Genomic DNA, 19,043 nt, shown 5'->3' on the forward strand with positions numbered 1-19,043 from the left:
TCCGTGCCGCTCACTGCGGGGCGAGGCCGAGGTCGGCGAGGTCGATCGCGGCGAGCCACTGCAGGCCCTCCGCCTCGATCGCGGCCTGCGCGCCGGTCTTGCGGTCGACGATCGAGATCACGGCGACCGGCTCGGCGCCGGCCTTGCGCAGCACCTCGACGGCCTTCAGCGGCGATCCGCCCGTCGTCGACGTGTCCTCGACGACGACGACGCGCTTGCCCGTGACGTCGGCGCCCTCGATCTGGCGCCCGCGCCCGTGATCCTTCGGCTCCTTGCGGACGACGAACGCGTCGACCGGGGTGCCCGCGCGCACGGACTCGTGCATGACGGCGTTGGCGATCGGATCGGCGCCCAGGGTGAGGCCGCCGACGGCCTCGATGCCATCCAGGCCCTGCATGAGGTCGAGCACGATGCGGCCGATCGCGGGCGCGGCGCGGTGGTCGAGCGTGAGCTTGCGCATGTCGACGTAGTAGGTCGCCTTCTTGCCGCTGGACAGCGTGAAGTCTCCGTGGAACACCGCCTCGTCCTTGATGAGGGCGATGAGCGCCTGGCGGTCGGCTTCGAGTTCGGGGGTGCTGAGCGTCACGGCTTCAGTCTAGGACGGCGGATCCGCGTCCCCGACGGCCGGCTGGGGGCATCGGATCGAGCGCACGATGCCGTCCGAGCCGTCGAAGGGTCGAGGGCGAGGCGGGTCTGGCCCGCCGCGCGGCCCGGTGCGAGACTGGCGGGGTCCGCGACGAAGGAGGATGCCATGCTCGACCTCGACCCGTACGCCGCCCTGGCCCGGCTGAAGCCGGTCCCGCCGCTGGAGCTCGCCAGCCCCGACTTCGACGCCGGCGGCCCCCTCCCCGCCTGGGCGTGGTCCGAGTCCCGTGGTGGCGACGACCGCTCCCCGGCACTGATCTGGGGAGAGCCGCCTGCAGGCACCAAGAGCTTCGCGCTGAGCGTGTTCGATCCGGACGCGCCGACGGGATCCGGCTTCTGGCACTGGGCGGTCGCGAACCTCCCGGCCGACGTGCGCTCCCTGCCCGCGGGCGCGGGCGACGGGGAGCCCGGCTCGCTGCCGGCGGCGGCGATCACGCTGCCGAACGAGGCCCGGCTGCAGCGCTACATCGGCGCCGCCCCGCCCGCGGGCACGGGCGTGCACCGCTACTTCTTCACGGTCGACGCCCTGGACATCGAGGAGATCGCCCTCGACGGCGATGAGACGCCGGCGTACCTCGGTTTCAACCGGCACTTCCACGTGCTCGCGCGGGGGATCCTCGTCGGTACGGCGGATCCGGCGGAGCGCTGAGCGGATGCGTGCGCTCGCGGATCCTCGAATCAACTACTTTCGAGATGTGGAACTTAAGCTTCACATTGTGGTAATCTCCCTGCGAGGGTAATCTCGACATCGAGATAAATCACGCCGAGGAGACGCCGATGTCCACGCACCGACAGACCGTCACGATCACCTACGAGACGGCCGCGCGCGCCGTGGCGCTGGCCCTCGAGATCGGCGCGGAACGCGGCCTGCCCACGGTCGCCGCCGTCGCCGACCCGTCGATGACGCTCATCGCCTACGGCATGGCCGACGGCTCCACCCCGCACAGCGCGGAGACCGCCCAGCGCAAGGCGAAGAGCAGCGCCTCGATCCGCCGCCGCACCGGCCAGATCCCCGAGGCGCTCGCCGCGACCCTCCCGCTCGGCACGGGCGGGACCATGACCACGATCGACGGAGGCGTGCCGATCGTCTTCGGCGACCTCCACGTCGGCGGCCTCGGCATCGCCGGCGGCCCGCCCGGGCTGGACGCCGAGATCGCCCTCGAGACCCTGAAGCGCCTCGGCGCCCGCACAGAAGGAATGGAACTATGACCTCGTACCTCACCCGCGCAGACCTGTCGGTCGCCGCGCCGATCGTCGAGTTCGCTGAAGCGTCGCTTGCCGATTCCGGCCGCGACGCCACGGCGTTCTGGAGCGGCGTGAGCGCGATCGTGCACGACCTCGTGCCCCGCAACGCCGCGCTGCTCGCGAAGCGCGACGAGCTGCAGCAGAAGATCGACGAGTTCCACCGCCAGAACCCGGGCCAGCCGGATCCGGCCGCCTACCGCGCACTGCTCACCGAGATCGGCTACCTGGTCCCCGTGCCCGAGTCGGTCGCCGTGACCACCGAGAACGTCGACCCCGAGATCGCCACCATGGCCGGTCCGCAGCTCGTGGTGCCGCTGCTGAACGCGCGCTTCGCCCTGAACGCGGCGAACGCCCGCTGGGGTTCGCTGTACGACGCGCTCTACGGCACCGACGCGATCGACCGCACCGGCGACCTCGCCCCGGGCAAGGAGTTCAACCCGAAGCGTGCCGAGGCCGTGGTGGCCTTCGGACGCGAGCTGCTCGACGAGATCGCCCCGCTCGCCGAGGGCTCGCACCGCGACGCCACCGGCTACCGCGTCGACGCCGACCGCCTGGTGGTCTCGACCGCGACCGGCGAGCGCCGCCTGGCGGACGCCGGCCGCTTCGTCGGCTACACCGGGGAGGCCGACGCCCCCGCCACCGTGCTGCTCGTGCAGAACGGCCTGCACGCGGAGATCCTGATCGACCGCGAAGGCCCCATCGGCCGCACCGACGCCGCCGGCGTGCAGGACATCATCCTGGAATCGGCGGTCACCACGATCCTCGACCTCGAGGACTCCGTCGCCGCGGTCGACGGCGAGGACAAGGCCCTCGGCTACCGCAACTGGCGCGGCTTCATGGACGGCACGCTCACCGAGACCGTGACCAAGGGCGGCAAGACCTTCACCCGTGCGCTGAACCCCGACCGCACCTATCGCACGGCCGACGGCGGCGAGGTGACCCTGCCCGGCCGCGCCGTGCTGTTCGTCCGCAACGTCGGCCACCTCATGCGCACCCCCGCCGTGCTCGACCGCAACGGCGACGAGGTCTTCGAGGGCATCGTGGACGCGATCATGACAGCCCTCGGATCCCTCCCCGAGCTCGAGGGGCCGAACAAGGGCACGAACTCGCGTACCGGATCGATGTACATCGTGAAGCCGAAGATGCACGGCCCGGAGGAGGTCGCGTTCGCGGCCGAGCTGTTCGGCCGCGTCGAGCAGCTGCTGGGCCTGCCCGCGCGCACCATGAAGGTCGGCATCATGGACGAGGAGCGCCGCACCTCGGCGAACCTCGCCGCCGCGATCGCCGCCGCGAGCGACCGGGTCGTGTTCATCAACACCGGCTTCCTCGACCGCACCGGCGATGAGATCCACACGTCGATGCATGCGGGACCGTTCCTGCCGAAGGCGGAGATCAAGGCGCAGCCGTTCATGCAGGCGTACGAGGACCGCAACGTGGCGATCGGCGTCGCAAGCGGCCTGACCGGCCACGCTCAGATCGGCAAGGGCATGTGGGCCGAGCCGGATCTCATGCACGACATGCTGAAGAAGAAGATCGCGCACCCGCGCGCCGGTGCGTCGACCGCGTGGGTGCCCTCGCCCACAGCCGCCACGCTGCACGCCCTGCACTACCACCAGGTCGACGCGTTCGCCGCGCGGGCCGCTCTGCCGCCGGTCGACGACAGCGCCCTGGAGCGCCTGCTGGTGCCGCCGCTCGCCCCCGAGGGCGTGCTGACGGACGAGGTCGTCGCGACCGAGGTCGACAACAACGTGCAGTCCATCCTCGGCTACGTGGTGCGCTGGATCGACCAGGGCGTCGGCGTCTCGAAGGTGCCCGACATCCACGACATCGGCCTCATGGAGGACCGCGCGACGCTGCGCATCTCGAGCCAGCTACTGGCGAACTGGCTGCTGCACGGCGTGATCACCGAGGAGCAGGTCGATGACAGCCTGCGCCGCCTCGCGGTGGTCGTGGACGCGCAGAACGCCGGGGACCCGAACTACGAGCCGCTCGCGTTCGCCGACGGCGAGGAGCCCGGCATCGCGTTCACTGCCGCCCGCCGCCTCATCACCGAGGGCGCCGCACAGCCCAGCGGCTACACCGAGCCGCTGCTGCACGGCCTGCGCCGCGAGAAGAAGGCCGAGCAGGCCGCGCGCGCCTGACCCGGCTCTCGTTCGCCCGGGAGGGGCTGCCTCCCGTTTCGAAGTACGCAAATGGCTGCATTCCCACCGTGGATGCAGCCATTTGCGTCCCTCGAAGCGGATCCGTCGAGGCTCGGCCCTGGGGTCGGAGGTGTCCGTGCCCGCCCGTAGGCTGGATCCATGCGCCTGGCCACCTGGAACGTCAACTCCATCCGCACCCGCGTCGCCCGCACGGTCGAGTTCGCCGTGCGCGAGGACATCGACGTGCTCGCGATGCAGGAGGTCAAGTGCAAGCCGGAGCAGTTCCCGTACGCGCCGTTCGAGGACGCCGGCTACCACGTCGAGGTGCACGGCCTGAACCAGTGGAACGGCGTCGCGATCGCGAGCCGTGAGCCGATGACCGACGTCCGCACCGGCTTCGACGGCATGCCCGGTTTCGCGAAGGCCACCGCAACCGCGCCGGTGCACATCGGCACGGACGCACCGCTCGAGGCGCGAGCCCTCGGCGCGATCGTGAACGGCGTGCGCGTGTGGAGCCTGTACGTACCGAACGGCCGCTCCCTCGCCGACCCGCACCTGGACTACAAACTGCAGTGGCTCGACGCGCTGCGCGCCGCGACCGCCGCCGAGATCGCTGCCACGCCCGATCTGCCGCTCGCGCTGGTCGGCGACTTCAACATCATCCCGTTCGACCACGACAACGGGGATCCGGACATCGTCGTCGGGCGCTCGACCCATGTCTCGCCCGAGGAGCGCGCCGCGTTCTTCGCCCTCGAGTCCGCGGGCGTGCAGGACGTGGTGCGTCCGATCCTGCCCGAGGGCTACACCTACTGGGACTACCAGCGGCTGAAGTTCCCGCGCAACGAGGGGATCCGGATCGACTTCGTGCTCGGATCCGCCGCCTTCGCCGACAAGGTGTCCGGCGCCGCGATCCACCGCAACGAGCGCAAGGGTGAGCAGCCCAGCGATCACGTCCCCGTGGTCGTCGATCTCGATCTCGGTGCCGCCGAGGAGGACGACGACCTCCCGATGATCTTCGCCTGATGGTGACGGGCGTCTCGGCGGGAACCCCGGTACCGGGGCCTTCGAGCGCCCTCGGCTCCCCGGCGGGCACCGCGACCCCTTCCCGGATCCGCCTGATCGCCACCGATCTCGACGGCACCCTGCTGGATCCCACCGGCCGCGTCAGCGCACGCACCCGCGCCGCCCTCGACGCGGCACGGGCGGCGGGGATCGTCGTGGTGCCGGTCACGGCGCGCCAGCCGATCGGGTTGCGCGCGATCGCGGCGCAGGCCGGATTCGACGGCTGGGCGCTGTGCGGGAACGGCGCCTACGGGGTGCACCTCACCACGAGTGAGCAGCTCTTCGCCACGGAGATCGATCCTGCGGTGCAGCGTCGGATCGCGCACGAGTTGGGCGAGCGGATCCCGGAGCCGCTGTTCGCGAGCGTGCGTGCGGCCGGTGAGGTGTTCGTCGCCCAGGCCGGCTACGCCGTGGTCGCTGTGCACGGCGACCACAAGCGCGATCCCGCGACGATGGGCGCGTTCCCGCTCGCCGAGGTGCTCGCGGCGCCGAGTCTGAAGCTCGTGATCCGGCACGCCGCCATGCCGCCCGCCGACGTCTTCGCCGTGCTGGGCACCCTGGATCAGGCGGGGTTCGCGGCGACGCTGTCGGGCGCGCCGTTCGTCGAGGTCATGGCCGAGGGCGTGACCAAGGCGACGGGCCTCGCACGACTGTGTGCCGGGCTCGGCATCGACCGCACCGAGGTGCTCGCCTTCGGCGACGCCCTCAACGACGTGGAGATGCTGCGCTGGGCCGGCCGCGGTGTTGCCATGGCGAACGCAGAGCCCGAGGCCCTCGCCGCCGCCGACGAGATCACCGCGTCGAACACGGAGGACGGCGTGGCGATGCTCCTGGAGCGGATGCTCGCCGGCTGATGGACGGCGAGGCCGGGTGTCGCGGCCGCCGGGACATCGACCGCGTTCCGAGCGACGAAACTTGCGTCTGACTAGCGTCTGAACTTGCGCACGATCAGCGGCCAGACTTGCACACGCGTTGCGACCAAACTTGCATCCATGACATCATCGGAGCATGTCGGAAGCCCGAGGACTCTACCCTCGCCGGGCGCGGCGCTCGATCGACGAGGCACTCGATGACACCCGAGTGGTACTCGTGAACGGCGCTCGCCAGTGCGGCAAGAGCACCCTCGTCTCCCAAGTCGGTCGCGAACGGGACGCCGAGTGGCTGAGCCTCGACAACGGGACGACCCGCCAGTCCGCGCTCGCCGACCCCACGGGCTTCGTGGACCGTGACCGACCGCTGACCATCATCGACGAGGTCCAGCGCGCGCCAGAGCTCATGCTCGCGATCAAAGAAGCAGTCGACGTCGATCCCCATCCGGGGCAGTTCCTGCTGACGGGTTCTGCGCGCCTCTTGAGCATGCGAGCGGTTCCCGATGCGCTTCCCGGACGAATGGAGACGATCGAGTTGTGGCCGCTGTCACAGGGAGAGATCGACGGCACCTCTGACGGCTTCATCGACACCGTCTTCGCTGAAGGAGCAGCCGCGCGTCATTCCAGCGCCGACCGCCGAGTCGACTACATCGAACGGATCGTGCGCGGGGGCTTCCCCGAAGCCGTTGCGCGGGCAGGACGACGCCGGTCGGCCTTCCTGGACAACTACGTGAGCGACATCGTGAATCGCGACGTCATTCAGCTGTCCGAGATCGAACGCGTGCCGCAGCTGCGCGCCTTGATCCGGATGCTCGCCGCAAGATCCGGGCAGTTGCTCGTACCGGGACGGCTCGCCGGTGAACTCGGACTGCCGCAATCGACGATCTCCCGGTATCTCGGCCTGCTCGAGGAGGTCTTCCTCATCAAACGCATTCCGGCCTGGTCCCGTAATCTCAGCAGTCGCGCGGTGGCGACGGCAAAGGTTGCGATGGTGGACTCCGGAATCGCTGCGAACCTGCTGGGGCAGGATGCCGCGGGACTCCGACGCCGCGACGACGCCCTCGGAAATCTGCTGGAGGGGTTCACCATGATGGAGCTGGCTCGCCAGCTGACGTGGTCGCAGACCTCTGCCGACTTGTCCCATTACCGCACCAAGGACGGTGTCGAGGTCGACATCGTGCTGGAGAACCGTCGAGGCGAGGTCATCGCGATCGAAGTGAAGGCATCCGCCACGGCGAAAGCCGAGCACTTCCGCGGAATCGATCACCTTGCCGCCCGCCTCGGTGTCGACCTCGTTGCCGGCATCGTGCTGTATCTCGGCGAGAACACGCTCCCGTTCGGCGGACAGAAGGTGGCGATGCCTCTGAGCGCGATCTGGAGTCTCTGAATCGCGCCCGGACGACTCCGAGCCCCCGGCACGCGGAACGGCCGCCCTTCTGTTCTGTCCCCAGCAGAAGTGCGGCCGTTCACGATGACGTCCCCAGGCGTCAGGGATGACTCTAGTTATCCAGCGAACCCCCAGGTAGGGCCATCCGCGATATTCCGGTCACGGATTCGCCACGGTCCCGATCCGCCTGTTCCCAGCCGTCACATCGTCCCGGTGGCCGGCTCACCGGGCAGCGGCGCGTAGCGCAGCAGCAGCGTCCCGCCGTCGCCGGATTCGGCGTGCACGAGGCGCAGGTTGTGCGGCGTGGCACCGTCGGGGAACACCTTCTTGCCCTGGCCGAGCACGATCGGATACACCCACAGCTGCAGCTCGTCGTAGAGCTGCTCGGCGAGCAGCGTCTGCACGAAGTCGACGCTGCCGATCACATGCACGTCCTGGTGCTTCTCGCGAAGCCCCGCGAGCTCGGCGGCGAGGTCCGCGCCGACCCTGGTGCTGCCCTGCCAGCCCAGCTCGATGTCGGCGTCGCGCGACGCGACGTACTTCGGCACCCGGTCGAAGAGCTGCCCGATCGGCCCCTCCGGCCCGGTCGTGTGGTGCGGCCAATACCGGGCGAAGATGTCGTAGGTGCGCCGCCCCAGCAGCAGGGCGTCGAGCGTCTCCATGCCCGCCATCACGCTGCGCATGACGGCCTCGCTCGACAGCGGCGCCTGCCAGCCGCCGAAGCGGAAGCCGTCGCTGGTGTCCTCCTCGGGACCGCCCGGCGCCTGGGCGACGCCGTCGAGCGTGGTGAACAGGTCGATGATGATGCGTCCGGTCATGATGCACTCCTTCGTGTTGTTGCGGTGTCTGCGTATTCCGGCGCCTCGACAGCCGGGGCGACCGGATCGATGTGGAATGTGCGGGCGAAGACGTCGAGGATCCCCACGTCCCCGCGCACGACGGCGGCGAGATCCTGAGCGATCGCTTCCGCGGGGGTGACCTCGCCGCCGATGAGGCGACGGATCCCGGGACCGGCGACGATCACGGCGTCCGGCTCGCCGGGCGGGAGCGCCCCGCCCACGGGCGGGGCAGCCGGGGCGAGCTGGGCGACCGCCAGCACGCCGTCGCGGACGATCGCCCGCAGCGCCACCTCGCCGACGTGCAGCTCGATGTCGAGCGCCTCGCGGGTCGCAGGCTGGAACGAGGTGCGCAGCGCCATCGTGAGCGAGTCCGGCGTGACGACGTCCCCCTCGTCCGGATCGCCCATGGCCTGGAACCCCCAACGGCCGAGTGCGAGCAGGATCGGCTCCAGCGCCCGCCCGTACGGCGTGAGCTCGTAGACCAGGCCGCAGTTGCGGATCGGGACCCGGCGCACCACTCCGCCCTCCTGCAGCTCCTTGAGTCTGCCGGAGAGGATGTTCGTCGGGATCCGCGGCAGCCCCTGCTTGAGATCCGTGTACCGGCGCGGGCCGACGAGCAGATCGCGCACGATCAGCATCGCCCAGCGCTCCCCGATCAGCTCGACGGCGGTGGTGACGCCGCAGTACTGGCCGTAGCTGCGCGCAGCCATGTCAGAAGCCGATCCGCATCAGGCCCCGACCGAGTCGGCCGACCGGTCGGTCCGGGGATCCTGCTCCGCGCCATCCGGCACCGAGTAGAGGAAGCCGAGGGAGTTGCCGTCCGGATCCTCGAGGTCGCGCATGTACATGAAGCCGTAGTCCTGCGCGGGCTGGGGCTCGGCACCGCCGGCCGCGAGGCCCTTGGCGACGACGGCGTCGACCTCCTCGCGGGAGTCCCTGCTGAAGTTGAGCGACACCTGCACCACGGTCTTCGGATCCGCGATCGGCTTGTCCGTGAAGGTCGCGAAGAACTCGCGGGTGATCAGCATGAGGAAGATGTTCTCGTCCCACGCGAAACAGGTGCCGTTCGCGTCGGACAACTCGGGCCGGAGCTCGCAGCCGAGCGCGGTGTAGAACTCCTTGCTGCGCTCGAGATCGGTGCTGGGGAGGCTGATGAAGACGTTGGTACTGGTCACGATGACTCCTTCGGCGGTGGTGACGGTCCGTCGGCCTGCCGCCGGACCGGATCCGATGGCCGGATCCTCACACCAAGACTTGCAAAAAGCAACCAAGCTTGTCAATAGCAAGTAGAAACTCGGATCCGCCGCACGGGGGATGCCGCCGCGGATCCTCCGTCCTACGGTGGGGGGATGCCGTTCACCCGCACCCCGACGCCGCGCGATCTGCGTCAGGACGTGCTGCTGGCGGGCGTCCTGCTGGTCGGCGGGATCCTCAGCGCCGCGCTGTCCTCGATCGCGAAGGTCTACGGCGCCGAGCAGAACGAGCTGTGGACGGCGATCCCGTACGTCGTCGTGATCTCCGCGGCGCTCGCGGTGCGCCGGCGCCGGCCCGCGTCGGTCGCGATCGTCGTGTCCCTCGCGTTCGTGGCCGCCGCCTCGCTGAAGGTCCCCGAGATCTACGCCGGCAACATCGCGATGTTCATCGCGCTGTACACGGTCGGCGCCTGGACGAATTCGCGACGCAGGGCCTTCGCGGTCCGCGCCGGCATCATCGCGGTGATGGCCGTCTGGCTCGTCGTCGAGATGTACCGCCAGGCGATCGAGCAGTCTGCGAAGGCGCACGTGGCGGCCGGCGCTTTCTCGCCGCTCGTCGCGTTCCTCATGCTGCAGGTGCTGCTGAACGTGCTGTACTTCGGCGGCGCCTACTACTTCGGCGAGCGCAGCTGGAACGCCGCCGCGCAGCGCGCAGCGCTCGAGCAGCGCACCGCCGAGCTCGAGCGCGAGCGCGAGCTCAGCGGCGCCCAGGCCGTCGCCCTGGACCGGGTCAGGATCGCGCGAGAGCTGCACGACGTGGTCGCGCATCACGTGTCGGTGATGGGCGTGCAGGCCGGGGCCGCACGGATGATGATCCCGCAGGATCCGCAGGCCGCGGCCGCGATCGTGGCGGGAATCGAGACGGCGGCGCGCGAGGCGATCCGTGACTTCCGCCAGCTGCTCGACACCCTGCGCGCGCCCGGCGACAGTGAGGACGTGGCGTCGACCGTCGGCGTGGACGACATCGCCGACCTCGTCGAGGCGTCCGCGGCCGCGGGACTGCCCGCGCGCCTGCACGTCGTCGGCGAGCCCTTGCCGGTGCCCCGCGTGACCGCCGTGAATCTGTACCGCATCGCCCAGGAGGCGCTCACCAACGCCCGCCGGCACGCCGGCCCCGACGCCGAGGCGGACGTGCGGATCCGCTACCGGCGCGACCCGCACGGGCAGGGCGCGGTGGAGCTCGAGGTCGTGAACTCGGGCCGGATCGTTCCCGCGACGCGTCCGGGTCTGGGACAGCTCGGGATGCGCGAGCGCGCCGCCGCCTCGGGCGGGACCGTCGAACTCGTGCCGCGCTCCGCCGGCGGGTTCCGGGTGCGGGCCACGCTGCCGCTCCCGCCGGGGGCCATGCCGTGACCGGCCCGATCCGCGTGCTCCTCGTCGACGATCACGCCATGCTCCGCGCCGGCTTCCGCACGATCCTCGACATGCAGCCGGACATCACGGTCGTCGGCGAGGCCGCGAACGGCGCCGAAGCGGTCGAGCTGGCGGGATCGCTGCGGCCCGACGTCATCACGATGGACGTGCAGATGCCCGACATGGACGGGCTCGAGGCGACCCGCAGGATCCGCGCGGACGAGCGGATCCTGGCATCCATCGCCATCGTGACGACCTTCGACCGCGACGACTACCTGTTCGCCGCCCTCGACGCCGGCGCGAGCGGCTTCCTGCTGAAGAACGCGGGTCCGGAGGAACTGGTGGCCGCGGTGCGCGCCCTCGCCGCGGGCGACGGGATGCTCGCCCCCGAGGTGACCCGGCGCGTGCTCCAGCGCTTCGTCGCCACGCGGGCCGTGGTCGCAGCGACCGGCTCTGAGGCGGCGGAGCGCACGGCGCCCGCCCCGCTCCCCCGGGCGGACCTCCCCGAGCCGCTCACCGACAGGGAGACGGAGGTGCTGCGGCTGGTCGCCGAGGCCTGGAGCAATGCCGAGATCGCGACCGAGCTGTTCATCGGCGAGGCGACCGTGAAGACGCACGTGTCCCGGATCCTGCAGAAGCTCGGCGCCCGCGACCGCGTGCAGGCGGTCGTGCTCGCGCACCGGCTCGGGCTGACCTAGCCGGCGGCGGGCGGGCATGCGCGGGGCACTATGCCGGCCGCCCACTAGCCTCTTCCTCATGGCCGAAATCGCGACCCGTCGAGCGTCACCGTCCCGCCCGATCATGGCGGGCGTGGTCACGGCCCTCGTCGGATTCACGAGCTCGTTCGCCGTGGTGCTCACCGGGCTCGCGGCGGTCGGCGCCTCGCACGCACAGGCGGCGAGCGGTCTGCTCGCGCTCAGCCTCACGATGGGCGTCGCGTGCATCGTGCTCGCCTGGCGCTACCGCATGCCGATCACCGCGGCCTGGTCGACCCCGGGGGCGGCCCTGCTCGCCGCCACGAGCGGAGCCGGTCACTCGGCGGGGGGCTGGTCTGCGGCCGTCGGCGCGTTCCTCGTCGTCGCCGCGCTGATCCTGCTCACCGCCCTGGTGCCCTGGATCGGATCCGTGATCGCGGCCATCCCGCCCTCGATCGCGCAGGCGATGCTCGCCGGCGTGCTGCTGCCGCTCTGCCTCGCGCCGGTCACCGGCCTCGCCAAGAACCCGTGGGCGGTGATCCCGGTCGTGCTCACCTGGCTCGTGTTCGCCCGGCTCGCGCCGCGCTGGGCGGTGCCGCTCGCGTTCGCCGCGGCCACGATCGTGATCGTCGCCGGCCTGGTGACGAGCGGCGCCGCGGTGGACGCATCGCTCCTGATCCCGCACATCGAGCTCACCGCGCCCACGATCACCGTGGGATCCCTGGTCGGGATCGCGCTGCCGCTGTTCATCGTCACGATGGCGTCGCAGAACGTGCCGGGCGTCGCCGTGATGCGCAGCTTCGGCTACGAGGTCCCGTGGCGGCCGGCGATGCTCGTGACCGGAGCCGGCACCGCGCTCGGCGCCGTCGCCGGCGGGCACGCGATCAACCTCGCCGCGATCAGCGCCGCCCTCGCCGCGTCGCCCGACGCGGAACCGGATCCGAAACGGCGCTGGGTCGCCGGCGTCTCCACCGGCGTCTCGTATCTCGTGCTCGGCGGCTTCTCCGCCGCGTTCGCCGCCCTCGTGGTCCTCGCGCCCGCCGCGGTGATCCCCGCGGTCGCCGGTCTCGCGCTGCTCGGCGCGTTCGGATCCGCGGTGCAGCAGGCGATCGACGACCCGGGCGAGCGCACCCCGGCCGTCGCCACCTTCCTCGTCGCCGCGTCGGGCGTCACGTTCTGGGGCGTGAGCGCCGCCTTCTGGGCGCTGCTCGGCGGCCTCCTCGTGCGCGGCGTGCTGCACCTCGGCAGGCGCTGACCGCGCCGATCCGGGTCCGGCGCCGGACGGACATCCTGTACGAGGCAGGATCCGCCGCGCGGGGGATGCTCGCTGCCCGGCGGATCCCTAGCGTGGAAGCATGCCATGCACCGACCGGACGAAGTGAGACGAAAGTGACCGCCATCCTCTCCGAGACCAGGACCACGGGCCTGCTGGACCTCTCCGGCGTCACCAAGAGCTACGGCTCGCGGCGCGTCCTCGACGACGTCTCGTTCCGGGTCGCCCCCGGCCGGCTCACCGGCTTCGTCGGCGGCAACGGCGCAGGCAAGACCACCACGATGCGGATCGTGCTCGGTGTGCTCGCCTCGGACGGCGGCACCGTGCGGCTCGACGGCAGCCCCGTGTCCGACGCCGACCGCCGGCACTTCGGCTACATGCCCGAGGAGCGCGGGCTCTACCCGAAGATGAAGGTGCTCGAGCAGGTGAGCTACCTGGCCCGGCTGCACGGGTTCGGCAAGGCCGACGCCGCCCTGCGGGGCGAGGCGCTGCTCACCGAGCTCGGCCTCGGCGAGCGCCTGCACGACACGATCGAATCGCTGTCGCTCGGCAACCAGCAGCGCGCGCAGATCGCGGCGGCCCTGGTGCACGACCCCGAGGTGCTCATCCTCGACGAGCCGTTCTCCGGTCTCGACCCCCTCGCCGTCGACGTCGTGGCCGGCGTGCTGCAGGCCAGGGCGGCGCAGGGCTGCTCGATCCTGTTCTCGTCGCATCAGCTCGACGTCGTGGAGCGCCTCTGCGACGACCTCGTGATCATCGCCGGGGGCACGATCCGCGCCTGCGGATCCCGCGAGGAGCTGCGCGAGAGGTACTCCAGCCCGCGGTACGAGCTCGTCTCCGACGCGGACGCCGGCTGGATCCGCGCCGAACCCGGCATCTCGGTGGTCGACTTCGAGGGCGGCACGGCCGTGTTCGACGCCGGCTCCGCGGAGGATGCGCAGCGCGTGCTGCGCACCGCGCTCGGCCACGGCGCTGTGCGCTCGTTCACGCCGCAGCGCCCCTCCCTCGCCCAGATCTTCAAGGAGGTCATCCAGTGAGCACCAGCGCCCCCGACCGGACCGCGACCGGACTCTCCGTCGGCAACGGCATCTTCCTCGTCGCCGAGCGCGAGATCGGGTCCAAGCTGCGCAGCAAGGCCTTCCTGGTCTCGACCGGGATCCTGCTGCTGATCGCACTCGTCGGCGTGCTCGTCGGCGGGTTCATGAGCAAGCACGCCTCCGAGACGAAGATCGCGGTCACCGCGGAGACCGCCCAGGCCGTGCACGGGATCCCCGGGTTCGCCGTGACCGAGGCCGCCGACCGCACGGCCGCGGAGAAGCTCGTGCGCGACGGAACGGTCGAGGCCGCCCTGGTCCCCGCCCCCGCCGACACCGCCTTCGGGTACACGGTCGTCGCCCTGCACAGCGCGCCGAGCGGCCTGCAGAGCATGCTCGCGAAGACGCCGAAGGTCACGATCCTCGAGCCCGACGCGACCAACCCGCTGCTGCGGTATCTCGTCGCCATCGGCTTCGGCGTGGTGTTCCTCATGGCCGCGTCGACGTTCGGCGCGACCATGGCGCAGAGCGTGGTCGAGGAGAAGCAGACCGGCGTGGTCGAGCTGCTGCTGGCCGCCATCCCGGCCCGCGTGCTGCTCGCCGGCAAGGTCATCGGCAACACCGTGCTGGCCATGGCGCAGATACTGCTGCTCGCCGCGATCGCCGTGGTCGGCCTGATCGTGACGGGGCAGAACGCGGTGCTGGAGGGACTGGGATCACCGCTGGTGTGGTTCGCCGTGTTCTTCCTGTTCGGATTCGTGCTGCTCGCCTCGCTGTTCGCCGCGGCCGCCGCGATGGTCTCCCGGCAGGAGGACATCGGATCCACCACCATGCCGATCACGATGCTGGTGATGGCGCCGTACATCCTGGTGATCGTCTTCAACGACAACCCGCTCGCGATGACGATCCTGTCGTACGTGCCGTTCTCCGCACCGGTCGCGATGCCGGTGCGCCTGTTCGTCGGCGCCGCGCAGTGGTGGGAGCCGCTGCTGTCGCTCGTGATCCTGCTCGTCTCGTGCGTCGCCGCGATCCTGGTCGCGTCGAAGATCTACGAGAACTCCCTGCTGCGCATGGGGGCGCGCGTCAAGCTGCGGGAGGCTCTGCGCGGCTGATCAGCGCAGGATCCCGGCTCGACGCCGGAGGGCCGGTCCCGCTCGGGACCGGCCCTCGTGCTTTCTCCGACTCGGTGGGAATATTCACGCGCATGGAACGGTTGCGCCTGTCGTACGGACGATGAGGTCCGGCAGCACACGAACCGATCCGAAAGGCCTCATCACGATGAGCATTCCCGCCCTCGACCGCACCGCGATCACCGACGCCCCGATCCTCGACATCCTCGCCGAGCGCTGGAGCACGCGGATCTTCGACCCCGCCGCGACGATCGACGAGGCCGCCCTCGCCAGCGCGCTCGAGGCCGCCCGCTGGGCGCCGACCGCCGCGAACACCCAGCCCTGGCGCGCGATCGTGGCCCGCCGCGGAACCGAGTCGCACGCCAAGATCCTCTCCACCCTGATGGGCTTCAACGCGGCGTGGGCCGGCGATGCCGCCGTGCTCGTCGTGTTCGTCGCGGAGACCACCCGCGACGGCGAGCCGATGACGTGGGCCCTGTACGACACCGGCCAGGCCGCCGCGCACTTCACCGTGCAGGCGCACGCGAACGGCCTGTCCACCCACCAGATGGGCGGCTTCGATCGCGACGCCATCGCCAGCGCGTTCGAGCTGAGCAGCGACTTCACCCCGATCTCCGTCATGGCCGTGGGCGAGCTCGGCGACATCCGCACCGCCTCCGAGGAGATGCAGCAGCGCGAGAACGCGCCGCGCGTGCGTCGCCCGATCGCCGACACCGTGATCGTGAACGACTGATCCCGCACGGCTCCGGACGCCCTTCCCGCCACCGGCGGGGAGGGCGTCCTCGTGCGCGCGGCAGTCAGCGCTTCCGGTGACGGCGGGCGGCGAGCGCGTCCGCGGCACGCACGAGCGACAGGTGCGAGAACGCCTGCGGGGTGTTGCCGACATGGCGGCGGCCGACCGGGTCGTACTCCTCGCTCAGCATGCCGACGTCGTTGCGCAGCCCGCACAGCCGGTCCATCAGCCTCCGCGCCTCGGCGACGCGTCCGGTCACCGCGTACTGCTCGACGAGCCAGAACGAGCAGGCCAGGAAGGTGTGCTCGCCGCCGGGCAGCCCGTCGACGCCGGTCGCGGTCCGGTATCGGTTCACCAGGCCGTCGTGCATCAGCGTGCGCTCGATCTGCTCGACGGTCGCGAGCATCCGCGGATCGTCCGGCGCGCAGAACCCGGTGCGCGGGATGAGCAGGAGAGACGCATCGACCTCGTCCGTGCCCTGGTGCTGCACGAAGTGCCCGCCGCGGACGCCGCGCCCGTCGATCTCGGCGCGCAGCCGGTCGCGCACCTCGCGCCAGCGGTCCACCGGTCCGCCGTGCAGGCCGTCCTCCTCGATCGCGCGCACGCCGCGGTCGAACGCGGCCCACAGCATGACCCGCGAGTGCGTGAAGAACTGCGGTTCGCCGCGGATCTCCCACATGCCGTTGTCGGGCTTGTCCAGCTGCTCCTCGGCCTGGCTGAGCAGCACGCGCTGCAGCGACCAGGAACGCGACGACTCCGCCAGTCCAGCCCGGCGCGCCGCGGCCAGCGTCACCATCACCTCGCCGAACACGTCTGCCTGGAACTGCTCGGACGCACCGTTGCCGATGCGCACGGGGGCGGATCCGGCATAGCCGGGCAGAGATCGCATCTCGCGCTCGAGGAGGTCGCGCTCGCCCGCCAGCCCGTACATGATCTGCAGGTCGGCCGGATCCCCGGCGACGGCCCGCAGCAGCCAGTCCCGCCACGCCTCCGCCTCATCGGCGAGACCGTGCGCGATCAGCGCCTCGAGGGTGAGCGCGGCGTCGCGCAGCCACACGTAGCGGTAGTCCCAGTTGCGCTCGCCGCCGAAGTCCTCGGGCAGCGAGGTCGTCGCCGCGGCCGCGATCCCGCCCGTCTCGCGGTTCGTGAGCGCGCGGAGGATCATCAGCGACCGCCGCACCGCGTCCTGCTGCGGTCCCTCGTGCGCGATCCCGTCGGCCCAGTCCTGCCACCACTTCGTCGTCGCGCGGTCGGAGGCGTCGACGTCGAGCGGCCCGGGCACGGGACGATAGGACGGGAACCAGGTGAGCGTCAGGTCGACGGTCTGTTCCGCGACCACGTCGAAGGTGCCGCCGTGGCTCCTCCCCTGCGGGCGCAGCGCACCGTCGCCGCGGATGACCAGGGCGTCGGGGCCCGCGGTGGCGGTCAGCTCGGGCTCCTGCGCCGTGCCGGTCTGGCGCACCCAGGGCACGGCCCTGGCGTAGTCGAAGCGCATCCGCAGCCGCTGCTCGAACGTCACCGTGCCGCTGATGCCGGTGACCCGGCGGATCAGGTCGGTGCGCTCGACGCCGGCCGCCGCGCCCGGCCCCGGCCCCGGGTGCTTCCTGAGCACGGGCTCGACGGACAGCCAGTCGCGCACCTCGGCGACGCCGTCCGCGGTCTCCCACCGGGTGATCAGGCAGAACGTGTCGCCGTCGTAATGGCGGGTCGCGGTCGCCTCCGGATCCGCCGGCCGCACGCTCCAGTGCCCGTGTTCGACGTCCCCGAGCAGCGCCCCGAACAGCGACGCCGAGTCCAGTCGCGGCGCGCAGAGCCAGTCGATGCTCCCCTCGCGCGAGACGAGGGCGGCCGTCCGCCCATCGCTCAGCAGCGCGTAATCCTCGATCGGAACACTCATCCTCCGCAGTCTCGCACCGTCCCGCCCCTTCCGCCGCGCCGACAGGCTCAGGGGCCGGAAGGGCACTCGCTCCGCGACGGGAACGCGGCCTATCGTGGGCACATGACGACCCCGACGACGCTGCTCATCCTCGGTGCTTCCGGCGACCTCACCTCCCGGCTCCTGCTGCCCGCGATCGCCCAGCTGCTGCAACGGCAGCCGGAGCGCGAGCTCGTGCTGCACGGGGCGGGATCCGACGACTGGACGGACGAGCACTGGCACGAGGCCGTGCGCACGGCCTTCGCGACGGTCGACGCGGAGGACGAGATCCCGAGGATCGAGGGGACGAGCTATGTGAAGGCCGACGTCACCGATCATGACGCCCTGGCCGCTCTGGTGACCGGGGTCGAAGGCCCGCTCGTGATCTACTTCGCGCTGCCACCCGCGGTGACGGTCGCGGCGTGCGAGAAGCTCGTCGACATCCCGCTGCCGGAGAACACCGTCCTCGCCCTGGAGAAGCCGTTCGGCAACGACGAGAAGAGCGCGGCGGCGCTCAACGTCCTGCTGAGCCGGATCGTGCCGGAGAACCGGGTGTTCCGCGTCGACCACTTCCTCGGCCGCTCCACGATCCTGAACATCATGGGCGTGCGGTTCGCGAACCGCCTGGTCGAGCCGGTCTGGTCGGCCGACCACGTGGAGTCCGTGCTGGTGCGCTATGACGAGGCGCTGGCGCTCGAGAACCGCGCCCGGTACTACGACAAGGCCGGGGCGCTGGTCGACATGATCCAGAGCCACCTGCTGCAGGTGCTCGCGATCCTCGCGATGGAGCAGCCAGCGGACCTCGACGAGGTCGATCTGCGCGACGCGATGGCGGCCGCCCTGCGCGCCACCCGGATCGCCGGCGACGACCCGGTCCGCTCGACCCGCCGCGCGCGCTACACGGCGGGGACGAGCGGCGAGCGCCCTGTGCCGTCATACACCGACGAGGAGGGCGTGGATCCGTCCCGCGACACCGAGACCCTCGCCGAGATCACCTGCGAGGTGCAGACCGCGCGGTGGGCCGGCGTGCCGTTCACGCTGCGCAGCGGCAAGGCCCTCGCCGCCCGGCATGCGGAGATCGTGGTCACGTTCCGTCCGGTGCGGCACATCCCCGAGGGCCTCACCGGCAAGCCCGCCGACGGAGGGGTGCTGCGCTTCACTCTCGGGCCCGACCAGATCGATCTCGAGCTGAACGTGAACGGCGGGGACGACCCCTTCGCCCTGCGCCGCGACGTGCTCTCCACCCCGCTCGGCAAGGGCACGCTGCTGGCCTACACCGAGGTGCTCAGCGAGATCCTGGACGGCGATGTCGCGCTGTCGGTGCGCTGCGACGCCGCCGAGCAGTGCTGGCGGATCATCCAGCCCGCCCTGGACGCCTGGCACCGCGGCGACGTGCCGCTCGAGGAGTACCCGGCGGGATCCCTGGGGCCCGTGGACTGGGCGACGTCGGTCTGAACCCCTGCGACGTC

18 protein-coding genes are annotated in these 19,043 nt (G+C 71.2%); 13 read left to right on the plus strand and 5 right to left on the minus strand.

All coding sequences use genetic code 11. The features are described 5' to 3' along the window. Positions 1-10: 10 nt before the first annotated feature. A complete protein-coding gene (pyrE, locus tag ACTJJZ_RS04395) occupies positions 11-586 on the minus strand; it encodes an orotate phosphoribosyltransferase (protein ID WP_440719958.1) in 576 nt (191 codons plus the stop codon). A 165-nt stretch (positions 587-751) separates the two neighbouring features. On the opposite strand from pyrE, the gene ACTJJZ_RS04400 reads away from it, so the two are divergent. From ACTJJZ_RS04400 to ACTJJZ_RS04425, 6 genes are all read left to right on the plus strand, one after another. Further along, positions 752-1,294, plus strand: coding sequence for a YbhB/YbcL family Raf kinase inhibitor-like protein (locus ACTJJZ_RS04400; RefSeq protein WP_440719959.1), 543 nt, complete (start codon positions 752-754; stop codon positions 1,292-1,294). A gap of 128 nt (positions 1,295-1,422) precedes the next feature. Further along, the gene (locus ACTJJZ_RS04405; protein WP_440719960.1) at positions 1,423-1,854 is read left to right on the plus strand and encodes a GlcG/HbpS family heme-binding protein; all 432 of its coding nucleotides are present in this window, start codon (positions 1,423-1,425) and stop codon (positions 1,852-1,854) included. Then, positions 1,851-4,031 (plus strand): malate synthase G, encoded by a 2,181-nt coding sequence (locus ACTJJZ_RS04410; RefSeq protein ID WP_440719961.1) that lies wholly within the window; start codon positions 1,851-1,853, stop codon positions 4,029-4,031. Before ACTJJZ_RS04405 ends, ACTJJZ_RS04410 begins: the two co-directional genes overlap by 4 nt. A gap of 159 nt (positions 4,032-4,190) precedes the next feature. Further along, complete coding sequence (locus ACTJJZ_RS04415; RefSeq protein ID WP_440719962.1) at positions 4,191-5,054, plus strand: exodeoxyribonuclease III; 864 nt, start codon at positions 4,191-4,193, stop codon at positions 5,052-5,054. After that, positions 5,054-5,947 carry a Cof-type HAD-IIB family hydrolase gene (locus ACTJJZ_RS04420; RefSeq protein ID WP_440719963.1) on the plus strand — a complete coding sequence of 298 codons (894 nt, stop codon included), beginning with the start codon at positions 5,054-5,056 and terminating at the stop codon, positions 5,945-5,947. The genes ACTJJZ_RS04415 and ACTJJZ_RS04420 overlap by 1 nt, the downstream gene beginning before the upstream one ends. A gap of 154 nt (positions 5,948-6,101) precedes the next feature. Continuing rightward, positions 6,102-7,349, plus strand: coding sequence for an ATP-binding protein (locus ACTJJZ_RS04425; protein ID WP_440719964.1), 1,248 nt, complete (start codon positions 6,102-6,104; stop codon positions 7,347-7,349). A gap of 200 nt (positions 7,350-7,549) precedes the next feature. Here ACTJJZ_RS04425 and ACTJJZ_RS04430 read toward each other — a convergent pair whose 3' ends face one another. Genes ACTJJZ_RS04430 through ACTJJZ_RS04440 form a run of 3 tightly spaced genes read right to left on the minus strand, consistent with a single transcriptional unit; the run spans position 7,550 to position 9,363 of the window. After that, on the minus strand, positions 7,550-8,167 hold the full coding sequence (locus ACTJJZ_RS04430) for a dihydrofolate reductase family protein (RefSeq protein ID WP_440719965.1): 618 nt from the start codon (positions 8,165-8,167) through the stop codon (positions 7,550-7,552). After that, on the minus strand, positions 8,164-8,898 hold the full coding sequence (locus tag ACTJJZ_RS04435) for a winged helix-turn-helix transcriptional regulator (RefSeq protein ID WP_440719966.1): 735 nt from the start codon (positions 8,896-8,898) through the stop codon (positions 8,164-8,166). Before ACTJJZ_RS04435 ends, ACTJJZ_RS04430 begins: the two co-directional genes overlap by 4 nt. A gap of 18 nt (positions 8,899-8,916) precedes the next feature. Continuing rightward, the gene (locus ACTJJZ_RS04440) at positions 8,917-9,363 is read right to left on the minus strand and encodes a VOC family protein (RefSeq protein ID WP_440719967.1); all 447 of its coding nucleotides are present in this window, start codon (positions 9,361-9,363) and stop codon (positions 8,917-8,919) included. A gap of 174 nt (positions 9,364-9,537) precedes the next feature. On the opposite strand from ACTJJZ_RS04440, the gene ACTJJZ_RS04445 reads away from it, so the two are divergent. The 6 genes from ACTJJZ_RS04445 to ACTJJZ_RS04470 all read left to right on the plus strand — a co-directional run bounded on the left by ACTJJZ_RS04445 (position 9,538) and on the right by ACTJJZ_RS04470 (position 15,659). Continuing rightward, a complete protein-coding gene (locus ACTJJZ_RS04445; protein ID WP_440719968.1) occupies positions 9,538-10,794 on the plus strand; it encodes a sensor histidine kinase in 1,257 nt (418 codons plus the stop codon). Continuing rightward, positions 10,791-11,492, plus strand: coding sequence for a response regulator (locus ACTJJZ_RS04450; protein ID WP_440719969.1), 702 nt, complete (start codon positions 10,791-10,793; stop codon positions 11,490-11,492). Before ACTJJZ_RS04445 ends, ACTJJZ_RS04450 begins: the two co-directional genes overlap by 4 nt. Before the next feature lie 58 nt (positions 11,493-11,550). Then, on the plus strand, positions 11,551-12,744 hold the full coding sequence (locus tag ACTJJZ_RS04455) for a benzoate/H(+) symporter BenE family transporter (protein ID WP_440719970.1): 1,194 nt from the start codon (positions 11,551-11,553) through the stop codon (positions 12,742-12,744). 170 nt (positions 12,745-12,914) lie between these two features. Further along, a complete protein-coding gene (locus tag ACTJJZ_RS04460) occupies positions 12,915-13,799 on the plus strand; it encodes an ABC transporter ATP-binding protein (RefSeq protein ID WP_440720067.1) in 885 nt (294 codons plus the stop codon). Then, the gene (locus ACTJJZ_RS04465) at positions 13,796-14,908 is read left to right on the plus strand and encodes an ABC transporter permease (RefSeq protein WP_440719971.1); all 1,113 of its coding nucleotides are present in this window, start codon (positions 13,796-13,798) and stop codon (positions 14,906-14,908) included. The genes ACTJJZ_RS04460 and ACTJJZ_RS04465 overlap by 4 nt, the downstream gene beginning before the upstream one ends. A gap of 166 nt (positions 14,909-15,074) precedes the next feature. Next, positions 15,075-15,659 carry a nitroreductase family protein gene (locus ACTJJZ_RS04470; protein WP_440719972.1) on the plus strand — a complete coding sequence of 195 codons (585 nt, stop codon included), beginning with the start codon at positions 15,075-15,077 and terminating at the stop codon, positions 15,657-15,659. Positions 15,660-15,723: 64 nt separating this feature from the next. On the opposite strand, the gene ACTJJZ_RS04475 is transcribed toward ACTJJZ_RS04470, so the two are convergent. Next, the gene (locus tag ACTJJZ_RS04475; RefSeq protein WP_440719973.1) at positions 15,724-17,556 is read right to left on the minus strand and encodes a glycoside hydrolase family 15 protein; all 1,833 of its coding nucleotides are present in this window, start codon (positions 17,554-17,556) and stop codon (positions 15,724-15,726) included. Positions 17,557-17,658: 102 nt separating this feature from the next. On the opposite strand from ACTJJZ_RS04475, the gene ACTJJZ_RS04480 reads away from it, so the two are divergent. After that, a complete protein-coding gene (locus ACTJJZ_RS04480) occupies positions 17,659-19,029 on the plus strand; it encodes a glucose-6-phosphate dehydrogenase (protein ID WP_440719974.1) in 1,371 nt (456 codons plus the stop codon). Positions 19,030-19,043 lie beyond the last annotated feature (14 nt).

The sequence above is a fragment of the Microbacterium sp. 22242 genome, assembly GCF_052045495.1.
In the GTDB taxonomy this organism is placed as follows: domain Bacteria; phylum Actinomycetota; class Actinomycetes; order Actinomycetales; family Microbacteriaceae; genus Microbacterium.